Source organism: Isoptericola nanjingensis, assembly GCF_050311635.1.
Classification (GTDB): domain Bacteria; phylum Actinomycetota; class Actinomycetes; order Actinomycetales; family Cellulomonadaceae; genus Isoptericola; species Isoptericola nanjingensis.
In genome coordinates this window covers 309,240-324,672 of record NZ_JBNOZL010000009.1, presented here as the reverse complement: position 1 = coordinate 324,672, position 15,433 = coordinate 309,240, and the positions used below count along the sequence as shown (strand labels likewise).

At 75.9% G+C, this 15,433-nt stretch carries 14 protein-coding genes; all 14 read right to left on the bottom strand.

Annotated elements, in window-relative coordinates:
• Positions 1 to 22: 22 nt before the first annotated feature.
• Positions 23 to 1,735 carry an L-aspartate oxidase gene (locus ACQP6G_RS19455; protein WP_429766785.1) on the bottom strand — a complete coding sequence of 571 codons (1,713 nt, stop codon included), beginning with the start codon at positions 1,733 to 1,735 and terminating at the stop codon, positions 23 to 25.
• 19 nt (positions 1,736 to 1,754) lie between these two features.
• Complete coding sequence (panD, locus tag ACQP6G_RS19450) at positions 1,755 to 2,168, bottom strand: aspartate 1-decarboxylase (protein ID WP_429766833.1); 414 nt, start codon at positions 2,166 to 2,168, stop codon at positions 1,755 to 1,757.
• 34 nt (positions 2,169 to 2,202) lie between these two features.
• Positions 2,203 to 3,135, bottom strand: coding sequence for a pantoate--beta-alanine ligase (gene panC / locus ACQP6G_RS19445; protein ID WP_429766784.1), 933 nt, complete (start codon positions 3,133 to 3,135; stop codon positions 2,203 to 2,205).
• Positions 3,132 to 4,118 (bottom strand): Rossmann-like and DUF2520 domain-containing protein, encoded by a 987-nt coding sequence (locus ACQP6G_RS19440; RefSeq protein WP_429766832.1) that lies wholly within the window; start codon positions 4,116 to 4,118, stop codon positions 3,132 to 3,134. The genes panC and ACQP6G_RS19440 overlap by 4 nt, the downstream gene beginning before the upstream one ends.
• A gap of 2 nt (positions 4,119 to 4,120) precedes the next feature.
• Positions 4,121 to 5,740, bottom strand: coding sequence for a PH domain-containing protein (locus ACQP6G_RS19435; protein WP_429766782.1), 1,620 nt, complete (start codon positions 5,738 to 5,740; stop codon positions 4,121 to 4,123).
• Positions 5,737 to 6,261, bottom strand: a complete 525-nt coding sequence (locus ACQP6G_RS19430) for a PH domain-containing protein (protein ID WP_429766780.1) — start codon at positions 6,259 to 6,261, stop codon at positions 5,737 to 5,739. Before ACQP6G_RS19430 ends, ACQP6G_RS19435 begins: the two co-directional genes overlap by 4 nt.
• 100 nt (positions 6,262 to 6,361) lie before the next feature.
• The gene (locus ACQP6G_RS19425) at positions 6,362 to 6,850 is read right to left on the bottom strand and encodes a DUF3180 domain-containing protein (protein WP_429766779.1); all 489 of its coding nucleotides are present in this window, start codon (positions 6,848 to 6,850) and stop codon (positions 6,362 to 6,364) included.
• A gap of 1 nt (position 6,851) precedes the next feature.
• Positions 6,852 to 8,783, bottom strand: coding sequence for a 2-amino-4-hydroxy-6-hydroxymethyldihydropteridine diphosphokinase (gene folK / locus ACQP6G_RS19420; protein ID WP_429766777.1), 1,932 nt, complete (start codon positions 8,781 to 8,783; stop codon positions 6,852 to 6,854).
• On the bottom strand, positions 8,780 to 9,754 hold the full coding sequence (gene folP / locus ACQP6G_RS19415; protein ID WP_429766775.1) for a dihydropteroate synthase: 975 nt from the start codon (positions 9,752 to 9,754) through the stop codon (positions 8,780 to 8,782). The genes folK and folP overlap by 4 nt, the downstream gene beginning before the upstream one ends.
• 7 nt (positions 9,755 to 9,761) lie before the next feature.
• Complete coding sequence (folE, locus tag ACQP6G_RS19410) at positions 9,762 to 10,349, bottom strand: GTP cyclohydrolase I FolE (protein ID WP_429766830.1); 588 nt, start codon at positions 10,347 to 10,349, stop codon at positions 9,762 to 9,764.
• 23 nt (positions 10,350 to 10,372) lie between these two features.
• On the bottom strand, positions 10,373 to 12,445 hold the full coding sequence (gene ftsH / locus ACQP6G_RS19405) for an ATP-dependent zinc metalloprotease FtsH (RefSeq protein ID WP_429766773.1): 2,073 nt from the start codon (positions 12,443 to 12,445) through the stop codon (positions 10,373 to 10,375).
• A gap of 113 nt (positions 12,446 to 12,558) precedes the next feature.
• Positions 12,559 to 13,110, bottom strand: coding sequence for a hypoxanthine phosphoribosyltransferase (hpt, locus tag ACQP6G_RS19400; RefSeq protein WP_429766771.1), 552 nt, complete (start codon positions 13,108 to 13,110; stop codon positions 12,559 to 12,561).
• Positions 13,111 to 13,112: 2 nt separating this feature from the next.
• On the bottom strand, positions 13,113 to 14,291 hold the full coding sequence (gene tilS, locus ACQP6G_RS19395) for a tRNA lysidine(34) synthetase TilS (protein WP_429766770.1): 1,179 nt from the start codon (positions 14,289 to 14,291) through the stop codon (positions 13,113 to 13,115).
• Positions 14,292 to 14,306: 15 nt separating this feature from the next.
• Positions 14,307 to 15,404, bottom strand: a complete 1,098-nt coding sequence (locus ACQP6G_RS19390; RefSeq protein ID WP_429766768.1) for a zinc-dependent metalloprotease — start codon at positions 15,402 to 15,404, stop codon at positions 14,307 to 14,309.
• Between the last annotated feature and the right edge of the window lie 29 nt (positions 15,405 to 15,433).

Here is a 15,433-nt window from a genome sequence, read left to right as displayed (position 1 = left end):
TACTACCTCGGCAGGTTCGGTACTACCTCGGCAGGTTCGGTACTACCTCGCGGGCTCGTACGACCTCGTGGAGGATGCCGTCCTCGTCGAGGGCGAGCGTGACGCGGCGCCGCCACGCCGGGTCCGGCGCGGGGAAGTCGGTGCGGAAGTGCCCGCCGCGGGACTCCTCGCGCACGCCGGCGGCGTGCACCAGCGCGCTGGCGACCTGGTGCACGGTGGTGGTCTCCCACTCGGCGACCTGCGGGTCGGCGACGACGTCGGTCGCGCGGTGGGCGTCCGTCCGGACACCGGCCAGCGCCTGCGCGGCGCGCTCCAGCGACTCGGCCGACCGCACCGGGCCCGCGCCGTCCGACGTCGCGCGCTGCACGCGCGAGCGCGCCGCCGCCGCGACGAGCGCCGCCCCGCCCGGACGCTCCTCGGGCTCGGGGGCCCGGCGCGGCCCTCCGTCCTCGACCTGCCGCACGACGTCGCGCGCGGCGCGGTGCGCGAAGACCAGGCCCTCGAGCAGCGAGTTGGAGGCCAGCCGGTTGGCGCCGTGCACGCCCGTGCACGCCACCTCCCCGACCGCGTACAGGCCGGGCACCGAGGTGCGGCCGCGCGGGTCGGTCACGACGCCGCCCGAGTGGTAGTGCTGCGCGGGCGCCACCGGCACCGGCTCCTCGGTCCAGTCGATGCCCTGCGCCAGCAGGCGGGCCGTGATGGTCGGGAAGCGGCGGCGCAGGAAGCCCGCCCCGAGGTGGCGGGCGTCGAGGAGCACGTGATCGGCGTTCGTCGCGGCCATCCGCCGCACGATGGCGTGCGCGACGACGTCCCGCGGCGCCAGCTCGGCCAGCTCGTGCTCGGCCGGCATGAAGCGGGCGCCGTCGACGTCGAGCAGCAGCGCGCCCTCGCCGCGCACCGCCTCGCTGATGAGCGGCAGCTGCCCCTTGGCGCCCATGCCCTGCCACAGCACGGTGGGGTGGAACTGGACGAACTCCAGGTCGCCCACGGCCGCGCCCGCGCGCAGCGCGGCGGCGATGCCGTCCCCCGTCGCGCCGGGCGGGTTGGTCGACGAGCGGAACACCTGGCCGATGCCGCCGGTCGCGAGCACCACGACCGGCGCCAGCGCGGCGCCCACGCCGTCGCGGCTGCCCGCGCCGCGCACGTGCAGCGTGACGCCGGCGACCGAGCGGCACCCGTCGCGGCCCGGGGCGCCGGTGAGGACGTCGAGCACGAGCGCGTTCTCGAGCACCTCGATGCCCGGGTCGTCGCGCACCGCCTCGATCTGCGCGACCAGGGCGCGGGAGATCTCGGCCCCGGTCGCGTCGCCGCCGGCGTGCGCGATGCGGTCGGCGCGGTGCCCGCCCTCGCGGGTGAGGGCGATGCCGCCGTCCGGGCCGACGTCGAACGACGTGCCGCGGGCCACGAGCTCGCGCACGCGGTCCGGGCCCTCCGTGACGAGCACGCGCACGGCCTCCGGGTCGCTGAGGCCGCCGCCGGCCGCCAAGGTGTCCGTGAGGTGGGCGTCGGGGGTGTCGTCGGGGTGCAGGGCCGCGGCGATGCCGCCCTGCGCCCACACCGTGGAGCCGGACGACAGCGCGCCCTTGGTGACCAGCAGCACGCGCGGCACGCGCGAGCGCAGCTCCAGCGCCGCGGTCAGCCCGGCGATGCCGGTGCCGACGACGATCGCGTCGGCGGCCGTCGTCCAGCCGGGGGCGGGGGCGGCGAGGGCGCGGGCCAGCCGCGGCCCGGTCACGGACGGTTCACCGGGGGCGTCACCGGACGGCCGCGAAGGGCACGCCGCTGGACTCCAGGCCGAAGCCGTCGGGCACCTGGCCCGGGTCGTCGTCGAGCTCGACGATCCGGTTCTCCGGGTCGACGAACACGACGGCCGGCGAGTAGGTGCGCGCGTCGGCGTCGGACAGCATCCCGTAGGCGATGACGATGACCGTGTCCCCCGGGTGCACCAGGTGCGCGGCCGCGCCGTTGATGCTCACCTGGCGGCCGCCGCGCTCGCCCGGGATGACGTAGGTCGTGAGGCGGGCGCCGTTGGTGACGTCCACCACGTCGACCTGCTGGCCCGGGTAGAGGTCGGCCGCGTCGAGGAGGTCGGCGTCGATGGTGATCGAGCCGACGTAGTGCAGGTCCGCCTGCGTCACCGTGGCGCGGTGGATCTTGCCGATCATCATCGGCCGCTGCAGGGAGGCGGGGCGGTTCGCGTGCTCAGTCACTGGCGTTCTCCTGGGGATCCGCGCTGGTGGCAGAGCTGCCGGCGAGGTCCACGGCCTGGTTGTCGATCAGTCGGGTGGCGCCCGTACGCGCCGCCACGAGGAGGAGGGCGGGGCCGCGGAAGTCCGCGGGCACCGGGTCCACGGTAGTCGGGTCGACGAGTGCGAGGTAATCCACCTCAACACCGGCTTCCGCCTCAAGGATTCCCGAGGCCGCCTCCACGACCGCCGTCGCACCCCCGCCGGCCGCGTCCGCGCCCGCGCGCAGGGCCCTCGAGAGCGCGAGCGCCGAGGCCCGCTCGTCGTCGGAGAGGTAGGCGTTGCGCGAGGACAGCGCGAGCCCGTCGGCGTCGCGCACGATCGGCACGCCGAGCACCTCGACGTCCACGTCCAGGTCGCGCACCATGCGGCGCACGGCCAACAGCTGCTGGGCGTCCTTCTCCCCGAACAGGGCGACGTCGGGGCGCGTCAGGTGCATGAGCTTGAGCACCACGGTGAGCACGCCGTCGAGGTGGCCGGGGCGCGTCTCGCCCTCCAGCACCTCGCCGACCCGGCCCGCCGACACCCGCACGATCGGGTCGCCGTCGGGATAGACGACGTCCGGGGTGGGCGCGAAGACGACGTCCGCGCCGACGCCCGCCAGCTTCGCGACGTCGCCGCCCAGGTCGCGCGGGTAGCGGTCCAGGTCCTCCCCCGCCCCGAACTGCAGCGGGTTGACGAAGATCGTCACGATCACCTGGCCGGTGGGGCCGGCCGCCTCGCGGGCCGCCCGCACCAGCTGCAGGTGCCCCTCGTGCAGGGCGCCCATGGTCATGACGACGGCGCGGCGGTCCGTCGGCTCCGGGCCGGACAGCGTCCATGCCCCCAGCGCGTCGTGCAGGTCCGCCCGGGAGCTCACGACGGCGGGCGTGTGCGGGGTGGTGGTCATCGGGGCTCCTGCGGGTCGTCGGGGTGGGACGCGGGCGGCGGCGCGAGGGCGTCGAGCAGCTCGCGCGCCGCGCGGTCGTCGATGCGGCGGGCCGCGAGCGCACGGCTCGTGGCACCGCGCGACAGCTCGGTGTACGACGCCGGCACGTCGGTGGCGCCCGTCCCGGCCGCCAGCGCCCGCAGGGCGTCGAGGTGCGTGCGCACCGTGCCGACGTCGCCGCGCGACACCGGGCCGGTGAGGGCCGTGATCGCCCCCGGGCCGTCGGCCACGTCGGCGGCGCGCGTCGCGCCGTCGAGCGCGGCGGACAGGAGCGGCGCGAGCGCGCGCCCCGGCTGCTCGACGCCGGCCGCCGCGAGCGCCTGGGCGGCCTGCGCCACCAGCACCACGAGGTGGTTCGCGCCGTGCGCGAGGGCCGCGTGGTAGAGCCCGCGGGCCTCCTCCGCGACGATCACCGGCTCCCCGCCGACCTCGACGACGAGCGCCTGGCCGATCGGCTGCACGGCCGCCGGCGCCGTGACCGCGAACGTGCAGCCCTCCAGCCGGTGCAGGTCGAGCGACGTGCCCGTGAACGTCATCGCCGGGTGCAGCGCCACCGGGATGGCACCGGCCTTCCGCGCCGGGTCGAGGACGCCCACGCCGTACCGGCCGGACGTGTGGACGACGAGCTGCCCGGGCTGCCACGCGCCGAGCGCCGCCAGGCCGCTCACGACCTCCGCGAGCGCGTCGTCGGGCACCGCGAGCAGCACCATCTCGGCACGCTCCACGACGTCGGTCACCTCGAGGTGCGGCACGCCCGGCAGGAGTGTCGCGATCCGCTCCCGCGACTCCTCGCTGACGCCGCTCGCGCCCACCACCGTGTGGCCCGCCGCGCGCAGCGCGCTGCCGAGCACGGCGCCCACCCGGCCGGCGCCGACGACGCCGACGCCGAGGCGGCCGGGCCGCGCGGACGGCGGCGCGGAGTCCGGGCGGCCGCCGTCGGGCACGCTCACCCTCGCCCCTCCATCTGCGCCTCCGTCTGCCCCTCCATCCAGCGCTCCGGCCCCGCGTGGGCGCGGGCGGCGCGGGCCCGGGCGGACTGCTCGCCGAGCAGGCGCGCGGCCTCGTCCTCGGCGAGGTGGTGGACGGCCGGGCTGATCGGGCCGGGCGTCGAGTGCAGCACGAACGACGCGAGGCCGCGCCGGCGCTGCCACGGACCCTGCTCGATCCCGAGGGACTGGGTGCGCTCGTGCGGCACCACCTCGAGCGAGCGGACGAAGCGGCCCCCGCGCGCCAGCAGCGCGCGGCCCGTGACCGCGTAGCCGTTGCGGCGCCAGCTCCACGGGTCGAGCAGGCGGGCGCTGCGCGGGCTGGTGACGAACCAGCGGTCGGTGCGGGCGTCGCCGGTGAGGGCCTCGTCGAGCAGGGCCAGCGTGTCGTCGGGGTTCTCGACCTCGAGGTCGGGCAGCACGAGCCACAGCGCCGTGAGCGCCTCCTCGCGAGGCCCGACCGGCAGGAGCACGTGCTGCTGCTCGCCCTGCTGCTGGCCCTCGCCGCCGCCGTAGCCGGCCACGTTGACCTTGACGCGCCACCAGTCGGGCCCACGCCACAGCGGGCCCTGCGTGAGCGACACCGCCTGCACGCGGCCCGGCGGGATCGTCTGCGCACGGGTCTCCAGCAGGCCGTGGCGCAGCCGGATGCCGTCCGGCGACAGCGCGGCCCGGAAGCCGAACTCCCCCGCGAACCGCTGGAAGATGTAGCCGCCGACGCCGAGGATGGCGGGCAGCGCGGAGAACAGGATGCTCACCTCGCGGGTGACGGCGACGGCCACCCCGACGCCGACGAGCACCAGGACGCCGATCCACACCCCCGGCATCCGCAGCAGCGACTGCAGCAGGCGCGTGGCCGGCACCTCGTACACCTGGCGCTCGGGCGCCTCGGGCGCGACGCCGTCCTGCCCGTCGTCGGACGCGTGGGCTGCTCCGGCGGGCTGGGCGTCGGACGCGTCCCCGGGCGCCGACACGGTGTCGGACCCTGGGCGTGCTCCGGTGGGCCGTGCGTCGGACAGGTCGGTGCGACGGGCCGCCTTGACCCCGGCCGCGCGCGCGAGCAGGTCGGCACGCAGGCGCTGCGCGTCCGCCTCCTTGAGGAACCCGATGGCTACGCCCGAGTCGGAGCCGCCCGCCACCTCCAGGCGCAGCTCCGCCAGCCCGAACAGCCGCGCGAGCAGCGGCTGCCGCACGTCGATCGCCTGCAGCCGGTCGAGGCGGGCGTGCCGCTGCTGGCGGAACAGGATGCCCTTGCGCAGCCGCACGGCGTCGTCGTCCACCGCGTACGCCGTCATGCGCCAGGCCAGCGCCGCGTAGCCGAAGATGATCGCGACGAGCAGCACCAGCGCGAGGATCACCGCCCACCACAGGCTGCGGATCGAGTCGACCGCCCTGACCGCGTTCGACACGTCGTCGAGCACCTGCTGCCCGCCGATGACCAGGATCGCCACCACGGCCGCCCAGCCCCGCACGAACGGCGTGACCGGGTGCACGCGGCGCCACTCCTGCTCCTGCCCGGCCGGCTCGTGCGTCGGCGCGTGACCCGCCTCAGGGGGCCGCTCGGGGCTCGGCTCGCTCACAGGCCCGCCAGCCTCGCCTCGCCCCGCGCGGTGAGGCGGTCACGCAGGCGTTCGGCCTCGTCGGGCACGAGGCCGGGGATGTCCGCGTCGGTGCTGGCCGACGCGGTGTGCAGCTGCACCTTCGCGATGCCGAGCCTGCGGTCCAGCGGACCCGCCTCCACGTCCACGTACTGCATGCGGCCGTAGGGCACGACGACGAGCGTGCGGAACATGATGCCCTTGCGGATCAGCAGGTCGTCGTCGCGCTCCGCGTACCCGATCGCGCGGACCTGGCGCGGCACCAGAAGCAGCGCCCACACCAGCAGCGCGGCCGGCACCCCGGCGAGCAGCCAGAACCACGGCGAGACGAGGACGGCGAGCACCACGCCCGCGACGATCGGCACGGCCAGCGTCGCGGACGTCGAGATGAGGCGCGCCGGGACGAGCCGGGGCGACACGCCCTGCCAGGCGACGCCGGGCGGGTCGAAGGGACCGGTCTGCCGCGTGGTCGACGGGTCGGCGCCCGCGGGGATGCTGGTCATGGGTCCATCCTTCCATCCGGGGCCCCGCCGGCCACATCGTCCGACCGGCCCTTCCGCACCGTCTGGCGTCCGACCTCCGGACGACACCGGTATGTGCCGGTCACGACGGCAGGGGGTCCGCGTGCTCCTCGGTGTCGCCCCCGTCGGGGTCGTCGGACGGCGGCAGCTGGCAGAACTTCTCCACGACCAGCCCCACGACGCACAGCACCACGGCGCACGCCGCCGCGATGGCGGCGGCGACCGCCTGGTCGCGGCGGGCCTCGATCTGCAGCTGACCCAGGACGACGAGCACGCTCGCGACGTACCGCCCGGCGAGCAGGGCGCCGGTCAGCGCCCCCGCCTTGGCGAGCACGAACGTGCGGGCCGCGCGCATCGGGTCGAGGTCCGGGCGGTCGCCCTTCTGGTACGCGCGCACCGCCCAGCCCATCCAGAAGATGACGCCCGCCAGCGCGAGCATCGCGACGTCCTCCACCCACGCGACGGTGGGCAGGTAGACGCCGCGCGACTCGAGCAGCCGGAGCAGCCCGGCACCGCCGACCGCCACCACGGCGGCGACGGCGGCGAGGAGGCGGACGGAGGTGCGGCGCATCTCAGCGGCCGTCCTCCCCGAGCCGCTCCTGCGGGGCGGCGCGACCGGGCAGCGGGCCGGGGTGCGCGTCCGGCAGCGGGGCGAACGGGTCCGGGAAGGCGGGCAGGTCGGCGACGGGCGCGGGGGCCGGCGGCACCGGGTCGTGCCGCGGGGGCGGCGGGGCGAACGACGACGAGGCGGGCGCGGGGAACGGGCCCGTCGGGGCCGGGGGCACCGGGGCGTGCGGGGGCTCCGGGGCGTCGCCGCGCGGCTCCGCGGGGATCGGCGCGGGCGGCCCGACGGGTGCGAACGGGCGCGGCATGACCGGCTGGTCGGGGTCGGGGCCGAACGGGTCGGGCACGACGGCGCGCGCCCCCGGTGCGGGCGGGTCCTCCCGGCGCGGCTCCGGCACGGCAGCCGGCTCGACGACCGGGGGCTCGACGACGGGCGGCTCGGCCGCCGGGGGCACCGGCAGGTACGGCTCCGGCGCGTACTGCTCGGGCGCGTACTGCTCGGGCGCGTACTGCTGCTCCACGACCGGGCTGCCGCCCGACGCGGGCTCGGCGGGCTGTGCGGGCTCCGCGGGGTACGCCTCCGGCGCGTAGGCCTCAGGGGCGTAGGACTCCGGCGCGTACGACTCGGCGTAGGCCTCCGGCGCGTACGACGCCTGGGCCTCGTCGGCGGGGTCGTGCCCGGGCCGGTCGGCGGGCTGGTGGGCAGCCTGGTCGTCAGGCTGGTCGGCGGGCGCCGCCGGTGCGGACTGCGGCACCGGGGCGGACGGCGCCGCGTCGGCCGCCGCCGCGGAGACCTGACCGGTGCTCTGCGTCGGGCCGGTCAGCCAGTCGAGGGCGAGCCAGCGGATGCCGGCCCGGTCGGGGGCGGTCACCGCGAGCTGGCCGACCGGGCCGCCGCCGGGCCCGCCGAGCACCGCGTCCGGCGCCACCTCGGCCCACGGCACGAGCACGAAGGCCCGCTCCTTCGCGCGCGGGTGCGGCAGCTCGAGGTCGGGCGCCGTCACGACGAGCGACCCGTACTGCACGATGTCGACGTCGAGGGTCCGCGGTCCCCAGCGCTCCTCGCGGACGCGACCGTGCTGGGCCTCCACCTGCTGCGTGCTGCGCAGCAGGTCGCGCGGCGACAGGGTGGTCCGCACGACGAGCACCGCGTTGAGGTAGTCCGGCTGCTCTGGCCCCCCGACGGCGGCGGTGCGGGCGAGCGGCGAGACCTCCATGACCTGCACGCCCGGCAGGCGGTCCACGTCCGTCACGGCCTGGCGGAGCGTGACCTGCGCGTCCCCGAGGTTCGCCCCGAGCGCCAGCACGACGTCGACCGGCTCGGCGGGAGTGGCGTCCAGCGGGTCCGCCGGGGGCGGCGCGGGCGCCTCGGCGGGGGCCGCCGCATCGGCGGGCTCGACCGGCACCGCCGCGACCGGGGCCGGCGGCACGGGCGCGTGCGCCACCGCCGGCTCGAGCGGCAGGACGGGCACGGCCGCCGCGACGGGCACCGCCGCCTCGGCAGGCTCGGCGGCCGGGGCGGCGTCGACCACGGGCGTGCGAGCGCGGTCGCGACGCACGACGATCGCGACGTCGTCGAACGGGACCGGGATCGGCGCCTGCGGCTTGTGGACGCGCACGTCGACGGCCTGCACGGCCGCGTGGCTGAGCACGACGGCGGCGATCCGCTCGGCGACGGTCTCCACGAGGTCGGCCGGGGAGCCCGCGAGGACGTCGTGCACGTCCTGGGCGACGTCCGCGTAGCTCACGGTCTGACCGAGGTCGTCCGACGACGCGGCGGCCCGGGTGTCGAGGTGCAGCACGACGTCGGCGCTGAAGACCTGGCCGTCGGCGCGCTCGTGCGCGAGCACCCCGTGGTGCCCCGTCGCCGTGACGCCGGCGAGGCGGATCTGGTCGAGCGGCTGTCCGTCCGGTCCCGGTACGGCTGCGGCGAACGTCACGAGGGGCCCTCCTCATCAGCGGCGGTTCCTGCTCCGCCCACGGCGTGGGTGGGGTGTACCGGTGCGGTCATCCCGGCATCCAACACGTCGCGGGAGGCCGACGTCCAGGCGTCCGCGACCCGGACGGCGTCGGCGCTGGCGCGCACGGCGTGCACCCGCACCGCCCACGCGCCGGCGGCGGCGGACAGCGCGGAGATCGCGGCGGTGGCGTCGTCGCGCTCGAGGGGCGGCGCGGGCTCGTCGGCGGACAGGCCGCGCGTGCCCTCCAGCAGGTGCCCCAGGAAGCGCTTGCGCGAGGCGCCCACCAGCACCGGACGACCGAGGGAGCTCAGGGCGTCCAGATGCGCGAGGATCGGCCAGTTCAGCACCCCGGCCTTCGAGAAGCCCAGGCCCGGGTCGAGCACGAGCTGCTCCGGGTCCACCCCCACCGCGACCAGCGAGTCCATGCGCGCGGCGAGCTCGTCGCGCACCTCCGCGACGACGTCGTCGTACACCTCGAGGCTGTCCATGACGTCCGCGTGGCCGCGCCAGTGCATCGCGACGTACGCCACGCCCGTCTCCGCCACGACGTGCCCCATGCGGGGGTCCGCGTAGCTGCCCGACACGTCGTTGACGATCCGCGCCCCTGCCGCGACGGCCGCCTCGGCGACGGACGCGCGGGTCGTGTCCACCGACACGACGGCGCCGTGCGCGGCCAGCCGCTCGATGACGGGGACCACGCGGCGCAGCTCCTCCGCCTCGTCCACGCGGGCCGAGCCCGGCCGGGTCGACTCGCCGCCCACGTCCAGGATCTCGGCGCCCTCGGCCAGCAGGTCGAGGCCGTGCTGCACGCCCGCGTCGGCGTCGAACCACCGGCCGCCGTCGGAGAACGAGTCGGGCGTGATGTTCACGACGCCCATGACGAGGCACCGGCCCACGCCGGACAGCTCCGGGAGCCCGGCGACCACCGCGTCGCGCGGGTGCGCCGTCATGCCCGGGTCACCGTCCCGTGATGAGGCTCATGGCCTCGGCGCGCGTGGTCGCGTTCTGCATGATGCCGCGCACCGCCGACGTGACGGTCCGCGAGCCGGGCTTGCGCACCCCGCGCATCGACATGCACAGGTGCTCGCACTCCACCACCACGAGGACGCCGCGCGGCTCGAGGATGCGCACCAGCGCGTCCGCCACCTGCGTCGTCAGGCGCTCCTGCACCTGCGGGCGGCGGGCGTACACCTCGACGAGGCGCGCCAGCTTCGACAGACCCGTGATGCGACCGTCGGTGTTGGGGATGTAGCCCACGTGCGCGACGCCGTGGAACGGCACGAGGTGGTGCTCGCACGTCGAGTACACCTCGATGTCGCGGACCAGCACCATCTCCTCGTGGCCGATGTCGAAGGTCGTGGTGAGCACGTCCTCCGGCTCCTGGCGGAGCCCCGCGAAGATCTCCTGGTAGGCGCGGGCCACGCGGGCCGGCGTCTCCTTGAGGCCCTCGCGGTCCGGGTCCTCGCCGACCGCGAGCAGCAGCTCGCGGACCGCGGCCTCCGCGCGGGCGGCGTCGTACGGCGGCACGTCGACGGGAGCCCGCATGCCCAGGTCCGTCACCGGGTCGGTCACCGGTTGTCCCCCGCCGCCGGCGGCTCGGTGTCGCTGCCGAGGCCGGGCCCGGCCTCCTGCAGGTCGTGCTCGTTGCCCACGATGGCGGCCTCGTCCTGAGGCACGACGGCCTGACCGTTGCCGTTGGACGCGGCGCGCTCGGCGTCCGTCATGATCGGGCCGCGCGTGTGCACCGTGCGCTGCTCGCTGGACAGCCACACGTCGCGCGGCTCGCGCTTGACGACGGGGGCGAAGACCTCGGCGAGCTCCGCCTGGTTGAGCGTCTCCTTCTCCAGCAGGCGCAGCACCAGGTCGTCGAGCACGTCGCGGTACTGGGTGAGCACCTGCCACGCCTCGTCGTGCGCCGCCTCGACGAGCTTGCGCACCTCGTGGTCGACGGTGCCGGCGACGGCCTCGGAGTAGTCGCGCTGGTGGCCCATGTCGCGGCCCAGGAACGGCTCGCCGGACCCGCTGCCGAGCTTGATCGCGCCGACCTTCTCGCTCATGCCGTACTCGGTGACCATCTTGCGCGCGGTCGCCGTGGCCTTCTCGATGTCGTTGCTCGCGCCCGTGGTCGGGTCGTGGAAGACGATCTCCTCGGCCACGCGGCCGCCCATCGCGTACGCGAGCTGGTCGAGCAGCTCGTTGCGGGTGGTGGAGTACTTGTCCTCCATCGGCATCACCATCGTGTAGCCGAGGGCCCGGCCGCGCGGCAGGATCGTCACCTTGGTGACGGGGTCCGTGTAGCGCATCGCCGCCGCGACCAGGGCGTGCCCGCCCTCGTGGTACGCGGTGATCTTCTGCTCCTTGACCTTCATCACGCGGGTGCGCTTCTGCGGGCCGGCGATGACGCGGTCGATGGCCTCGTCCAGCGCACGGTCGTCGATCAGCTGGGCGCCGCTGCGCGCGGTGAGCAGCGCGGCCTCGTTGAGGACGTTCGCCAGGTCCGCACCGGTGAAGCCGGGCGTGCGGCGCGCGACGACGGCCAGGTCGATGCTCTCGACCATCGGCTTGCCCTGCGCGTGCACCTTGAGGATGTGCTCGCGGCCCTTGAGGTCGGGGGCCTCGACGGCCACCTGGCGGTCGAATCGGCCGGGCCGCAGCAGCGCCGGGTCGAGGATGTCGGGCCGGTTGGTGGCGGCGATGAGGATGACGTTCGTCTTGACGTCGAAGCCGTCCATCTCGACGAGCATCTGGTTCAGGGTCTGCTCGCGCTCGTCGTGCCCGCCGCCCATGCCGGCACCGCGGTGGCGGCCGACGGCGTCGATCTCGTCGACGAAGATGATCGCGGGCGAGTTGTTCTTCGCCTGCTCGAACAGGTCGCGCACGCGGGAGGCGCCGACGCCGACGAACATCTCGACGAAGTCCGAGCCGGAGATCGAGTAGAACGGCACCCCGGCCTCGCCGGCGACGGCGCGCGCGAGGAGGGTCTTGCCGGTTCCGGGCGGGCCGTACAGCAGCACACCCTTGGGGATCTTGGCGCCCACGGCCTGGAACTTCGCCGGGTCCTCGAGGAACTCCTTGATCTCGTGGAGCTCCTCGACCGCCTCGTCCACGCCCGCGACGTCGGCGAAGGTCACCTGCGGCATGTCCTTGCTGATCAGCTTGGCCTTGGACTTGCCGAAGCCCATGACGCCGTTGCGGCCGCCGCCCTGCGCCCTCGACAGGATGAACCAGAACACGACGCCGATGAGCAGGAACGGGATGAGGAACCCGAGGATCGAGCTCCAGAAGCTGGGCTGCGGGTTCTCGGAGTCGAAGCCCTTCGGGGGGTCCGCCTTCTCGACGGCCGTCGCGACGGTGTCGCCCTGCGGCTCGACGTAGAAGAACTCGACCTTCGTGCCGTGGTCCTGCTCGCTCTCGGTGCCCGCGCCGGTGACGTACTTCTCGCTCAGCTCCAGCTCGACGCGCTGCTCCCCGTCCACGACGAGGGCGTGGTCGACCGTGTCGCCGGCGAGCAGCTCGAGGCCCTGGGAGGTCTCGATCCGCGACACCCGATCGGTGTTGAACGCGCTGAAGGCCAGCGAGACGAGCAGCAGGCCGACCACGATCCAGATGATCGGGCCGCTCAGGATCTTCTTGATGTTCATCGGCGACGGGGACGGTTCCCCGCTTCCCTTCCGTCGGGCAACGTGTGGTTCACGACGCTACACGCCGAGTGTGGACGAACCGTGGGTGTTCGCCCAGGGCGCGACGGCGCTCGTCAGGAGTAGACGTGGGGCGCGAGCGTGCCGACGAACGGCAGGTTGCGGTACTTCTCGGCGTAGTCGAGGCCGTAGCCGACGACGAACTCGTTCGGGATGTCGAAGCCGACGTAGCGCACGTCGACGTCCACCTTCGCGGCGTCGGGCTTGCGGAGCATGGTGGCGATCTCCACCGACGCCGGGCCGCGGGACCGCAGGTTCGCGACGAGCCACGAGAGCGTGAGCCCGGAGTCGATGACGTCCTCGACGATGAGCACGTTGCGGCCCGTGAGGTCGGCGTCGAGGTCCTTGAGGATGCGCACGACGCCGGACGACTTGGTGCCCGACCCGTACGAGGACACCGCCATCCAGTCCATCTGCACCGGGTGGTGCAGGCGGCGCGCGAGGTCCGCCATGACCATGACGGCGCCCTTGAGCACGCCGACGAGCAGCAGGTCCTGGCCCGCGTAGTCCGCGTCGATCCGTGCGGCGATCTCGTCGAGCTTGCTGCCGATCTGCTCCTCGGTGAGCAGGATGTTGGCGAGGTCGCCTTCGACGTCCGACTGGTCCACGGTCACTCCTCGAGGGGCGGGGTTGGGGCTGGGGGGTGCGCCGCCCCGGCGGGGTGCGGCTCGGCGGGGCGCAGGTAGAGCCTGCCACACGCGCGGAGCGCTCGGGCGTCGCCCGGCAGGTGGACGTCTCCCTGCCCACGCCACGAGACGACGAGCGCGTCCAGCGCGTCCACGTGCCGCGCCGTCGTCGCTCCGGGTGGGCAGCCGACGGCCAGCGCCGCCGACCGCAGGGCACGACGACGCAGCGCGGCGTGCGCCTCCGCGAGGGGGCCGACGTCGAGCACCAGGGTGCGGTCAGAGGCCTGGTGCGCCCCGGTGGGCTGGACGTCCGACAGCTCGCCGGTGGGGAGGGTGGCCGCGGCGAGCAGGTCGGCGGCCAGGGCGTCGAGCGCGTCGGCGTCGGCGCGCAGCTGGCCGGCGGTGCGCGCGAGCGACTCGACGACGCCCGGCCCCAGCGCGTCCTCCAGCACCGGCACGACGGCGGCACGCACCCGCGTGCGGGCGGGCACGGCGGCGCCGCCCTCGCCGTCGACGCCCTCCGCGCCGTCGGGCATCAGGTTGGTGGGGTCGGTCCAGAAGTCGACGCCGACGGCGGCGCACACCGCCTCGGTCTGCGCACGGCGCAGGCCGAGGAACGGCCGGCGGTAGCGGCCCCGGCGCCGGGGCATCCCCGCCAGCGACCGCGCCCCGCTCCCCCGCGCCAGCCCGAGCAGCACGGACTCCGCCTGGTCGTCGAGCGTGTGGCCGAGCAGGACGGCGACGGCCCCGGTCTCGTCGGCCACGCCGTCGAGCGCGGCGTACCGGGCGGCGCGGGCGGCACCCTCCGGGCCGTCCGCGCCCGGGCCGGCGTCCACCCGGACCCGACGCACCAGCACCGGGTCGAGGCCGAGGTCGCGGCAGCGCGCGGCCGCCGCGGCCGCCACCACGTCCGAGCCCTCCTGCATCCCGTGGTCCACGACGACCGCCCCGACCCGCACCGCGAACCCGGCCGAGCGCACCGACCGGCCCACCCGCGGCCCCTCGAGCGCCGCGGCCGCCGCCAGCGCGAGGCTGTCCGCGCCGCCGGAGCACGCGACGAGCACCAGGTCGCCCGCCGACAGCGCGCCGTCGCGCGTGAGGTCCGCCAGCTCGGCCCGCACGGCCGCGCGGGCCGCCGCGAGCGCCGGGTCGACACGGGCCATGTCGTCCGCCCGTCGTCAGCCGTGCACGCGGCGCACCCAGGCGCGCGGGTCGGCGATCTCGCGGGCGGACGGCAGGAACCCGGGTCCCGACCAGACGGCGTTGAGCCCGTCCCGCCCGACCCGCTCCTCGACGGCCCGGACGAACGCGGCGCCGTCGCGGTACTGCGCGAGCTTGGCGTCCATGCCGAGCACGCGCCGCAGCACGACGTCCAGCGCGGGCGCTCCCTCGCCGTCGCGCCGCTTCTCGAACCGGGCGCGGATGGTGCGCACGGAGCGCACGACGCGCGGCCCGACGGCGTCCATCATCACGTCGGCGTGCCCCTCGAGCAGGGCCATGACGGCGGTGATCTCCTCGAGCTCGCGCCGCTGCTCGGGTCCGAGGATGCCGTCGAGCGGGGTGACGAGCTCGCCGCGCACCGCCCGCAGCACGGTGCGGCCGACCACCGCGGCCTTCTCCCGCAGCGGGGCGTGCGCCATCGCGACCGAGCCGCGGGTGACGCCGCTCATCAGGTCGCCGACGCGCCCCACCAGGTGGTCGGCGAGCCACGGCGCCGCGGCGAACTGGAGGGCGTGCGTCTGCTCGTGCAGGCACACCCACAGGCGGAAGTCCCCGGGGCGCAGCCCGAGCGCCCGCTCGACCTGCAGCACGTTGGGCGCCACGAGGAGCAGCCGGCCGTGACCGGGGGCGTGGCCGGCACCGTACGGGTCGAACTGCCCGAGCACGCGGCCCGACAGCAGCGCGAGCAGGCCTCCGACCTCCGCCGCCCCGGCCAGCCGCGCCGCCGACGACGTGGCCGGCATCTCCCCGGCCAGCACCGCCATCACGGGGTCGGTCATGGCCCGCATCGACTGCGCGTTGGCGCGGGCCCAGCCGGCCCGGTCCACCACGTGCACGTCGCCGAGCACGCCCTCCGCGCGCGGCGTCGCCGGCGTCATACCCGTGACCTCCAGCACGTGCCCGACGGCGTCCCCGGCCGCGGAGCGCAGCCCGGCGACCAGGGCGTCGAGGTCGTCGCGGGGGGCCGTGGCGCCCGGGCGCGCGAGCCGCCCGGCGATCTGCGCCGCCGCCGTCCAGTCCAGCAGGGGCTCGGCGGCGGGGGCTGGCGTGGTCACGGGACCACGGTAACCATCGCCGGGCGTAC

What these genes read in the sequence shown, in the direction of transcription:
- ACQP6G_RS19425 (WP_429766779.1), bottom strand. Translation starts at nt 6,850, where the DNA reads ATGCGCCGCACCTCCGTCCGCCTCCTCGCCGCCGTCGCCGCCGTGGTG.
- tilS (WP_429766770.1), bottom strand. Translation starts at nt 14,291, where the DNA reads ATGGCCCGTGTCGACCCGGCGCTCGCGGCGGCCCGCGCGGCCGTGCGG.
- folE (WP_429766830.1), bottom strand. Translation starts at nt 10,349, where the DNA reads ATGCGGGCTCCCGTCGACGTGCCGCCGTACGACGCCGCCCGCGCGGAG.
- panD (WP_429766833.1), bottom strand. Translation starts at nt 2,168, where the DNA reads ATGATGATCGGCAAGATCCACCGCGCCACGGTGACGCAGGCGGACCTG.
- ftsH (WP_429766773.1), bottom strand. Translation starts at nt 12,445, where the DNA reads ATGAACATCAAGAAGATCCTGAGCGGCCCGATCATCTGGATCGTGGTC.
- ACQP6G_RS19430 (WP_429766780.1), bottom strand. Translation starts at nt 6,261, where the DNA reads ATGACCAGCATCCCCGCGGGCGCCGACCCGTCGACCACGCGGCAGACC.
- panC (WP_429766784.1), bottom strand. Translation starts at nt 3,135, where the DNA reads ATGACCACCACCCCGCACACGCCCGCCGTCGTGAGCTCCCGGGCGGAC.
- folP (WP_429766775.1), bottom strand. Translation starts at nt 9,754, where the DNA reads ATGACGGCGCACCCGCGCGACGCGGTGGTCGCCGGGCTCCCGGAGCTG.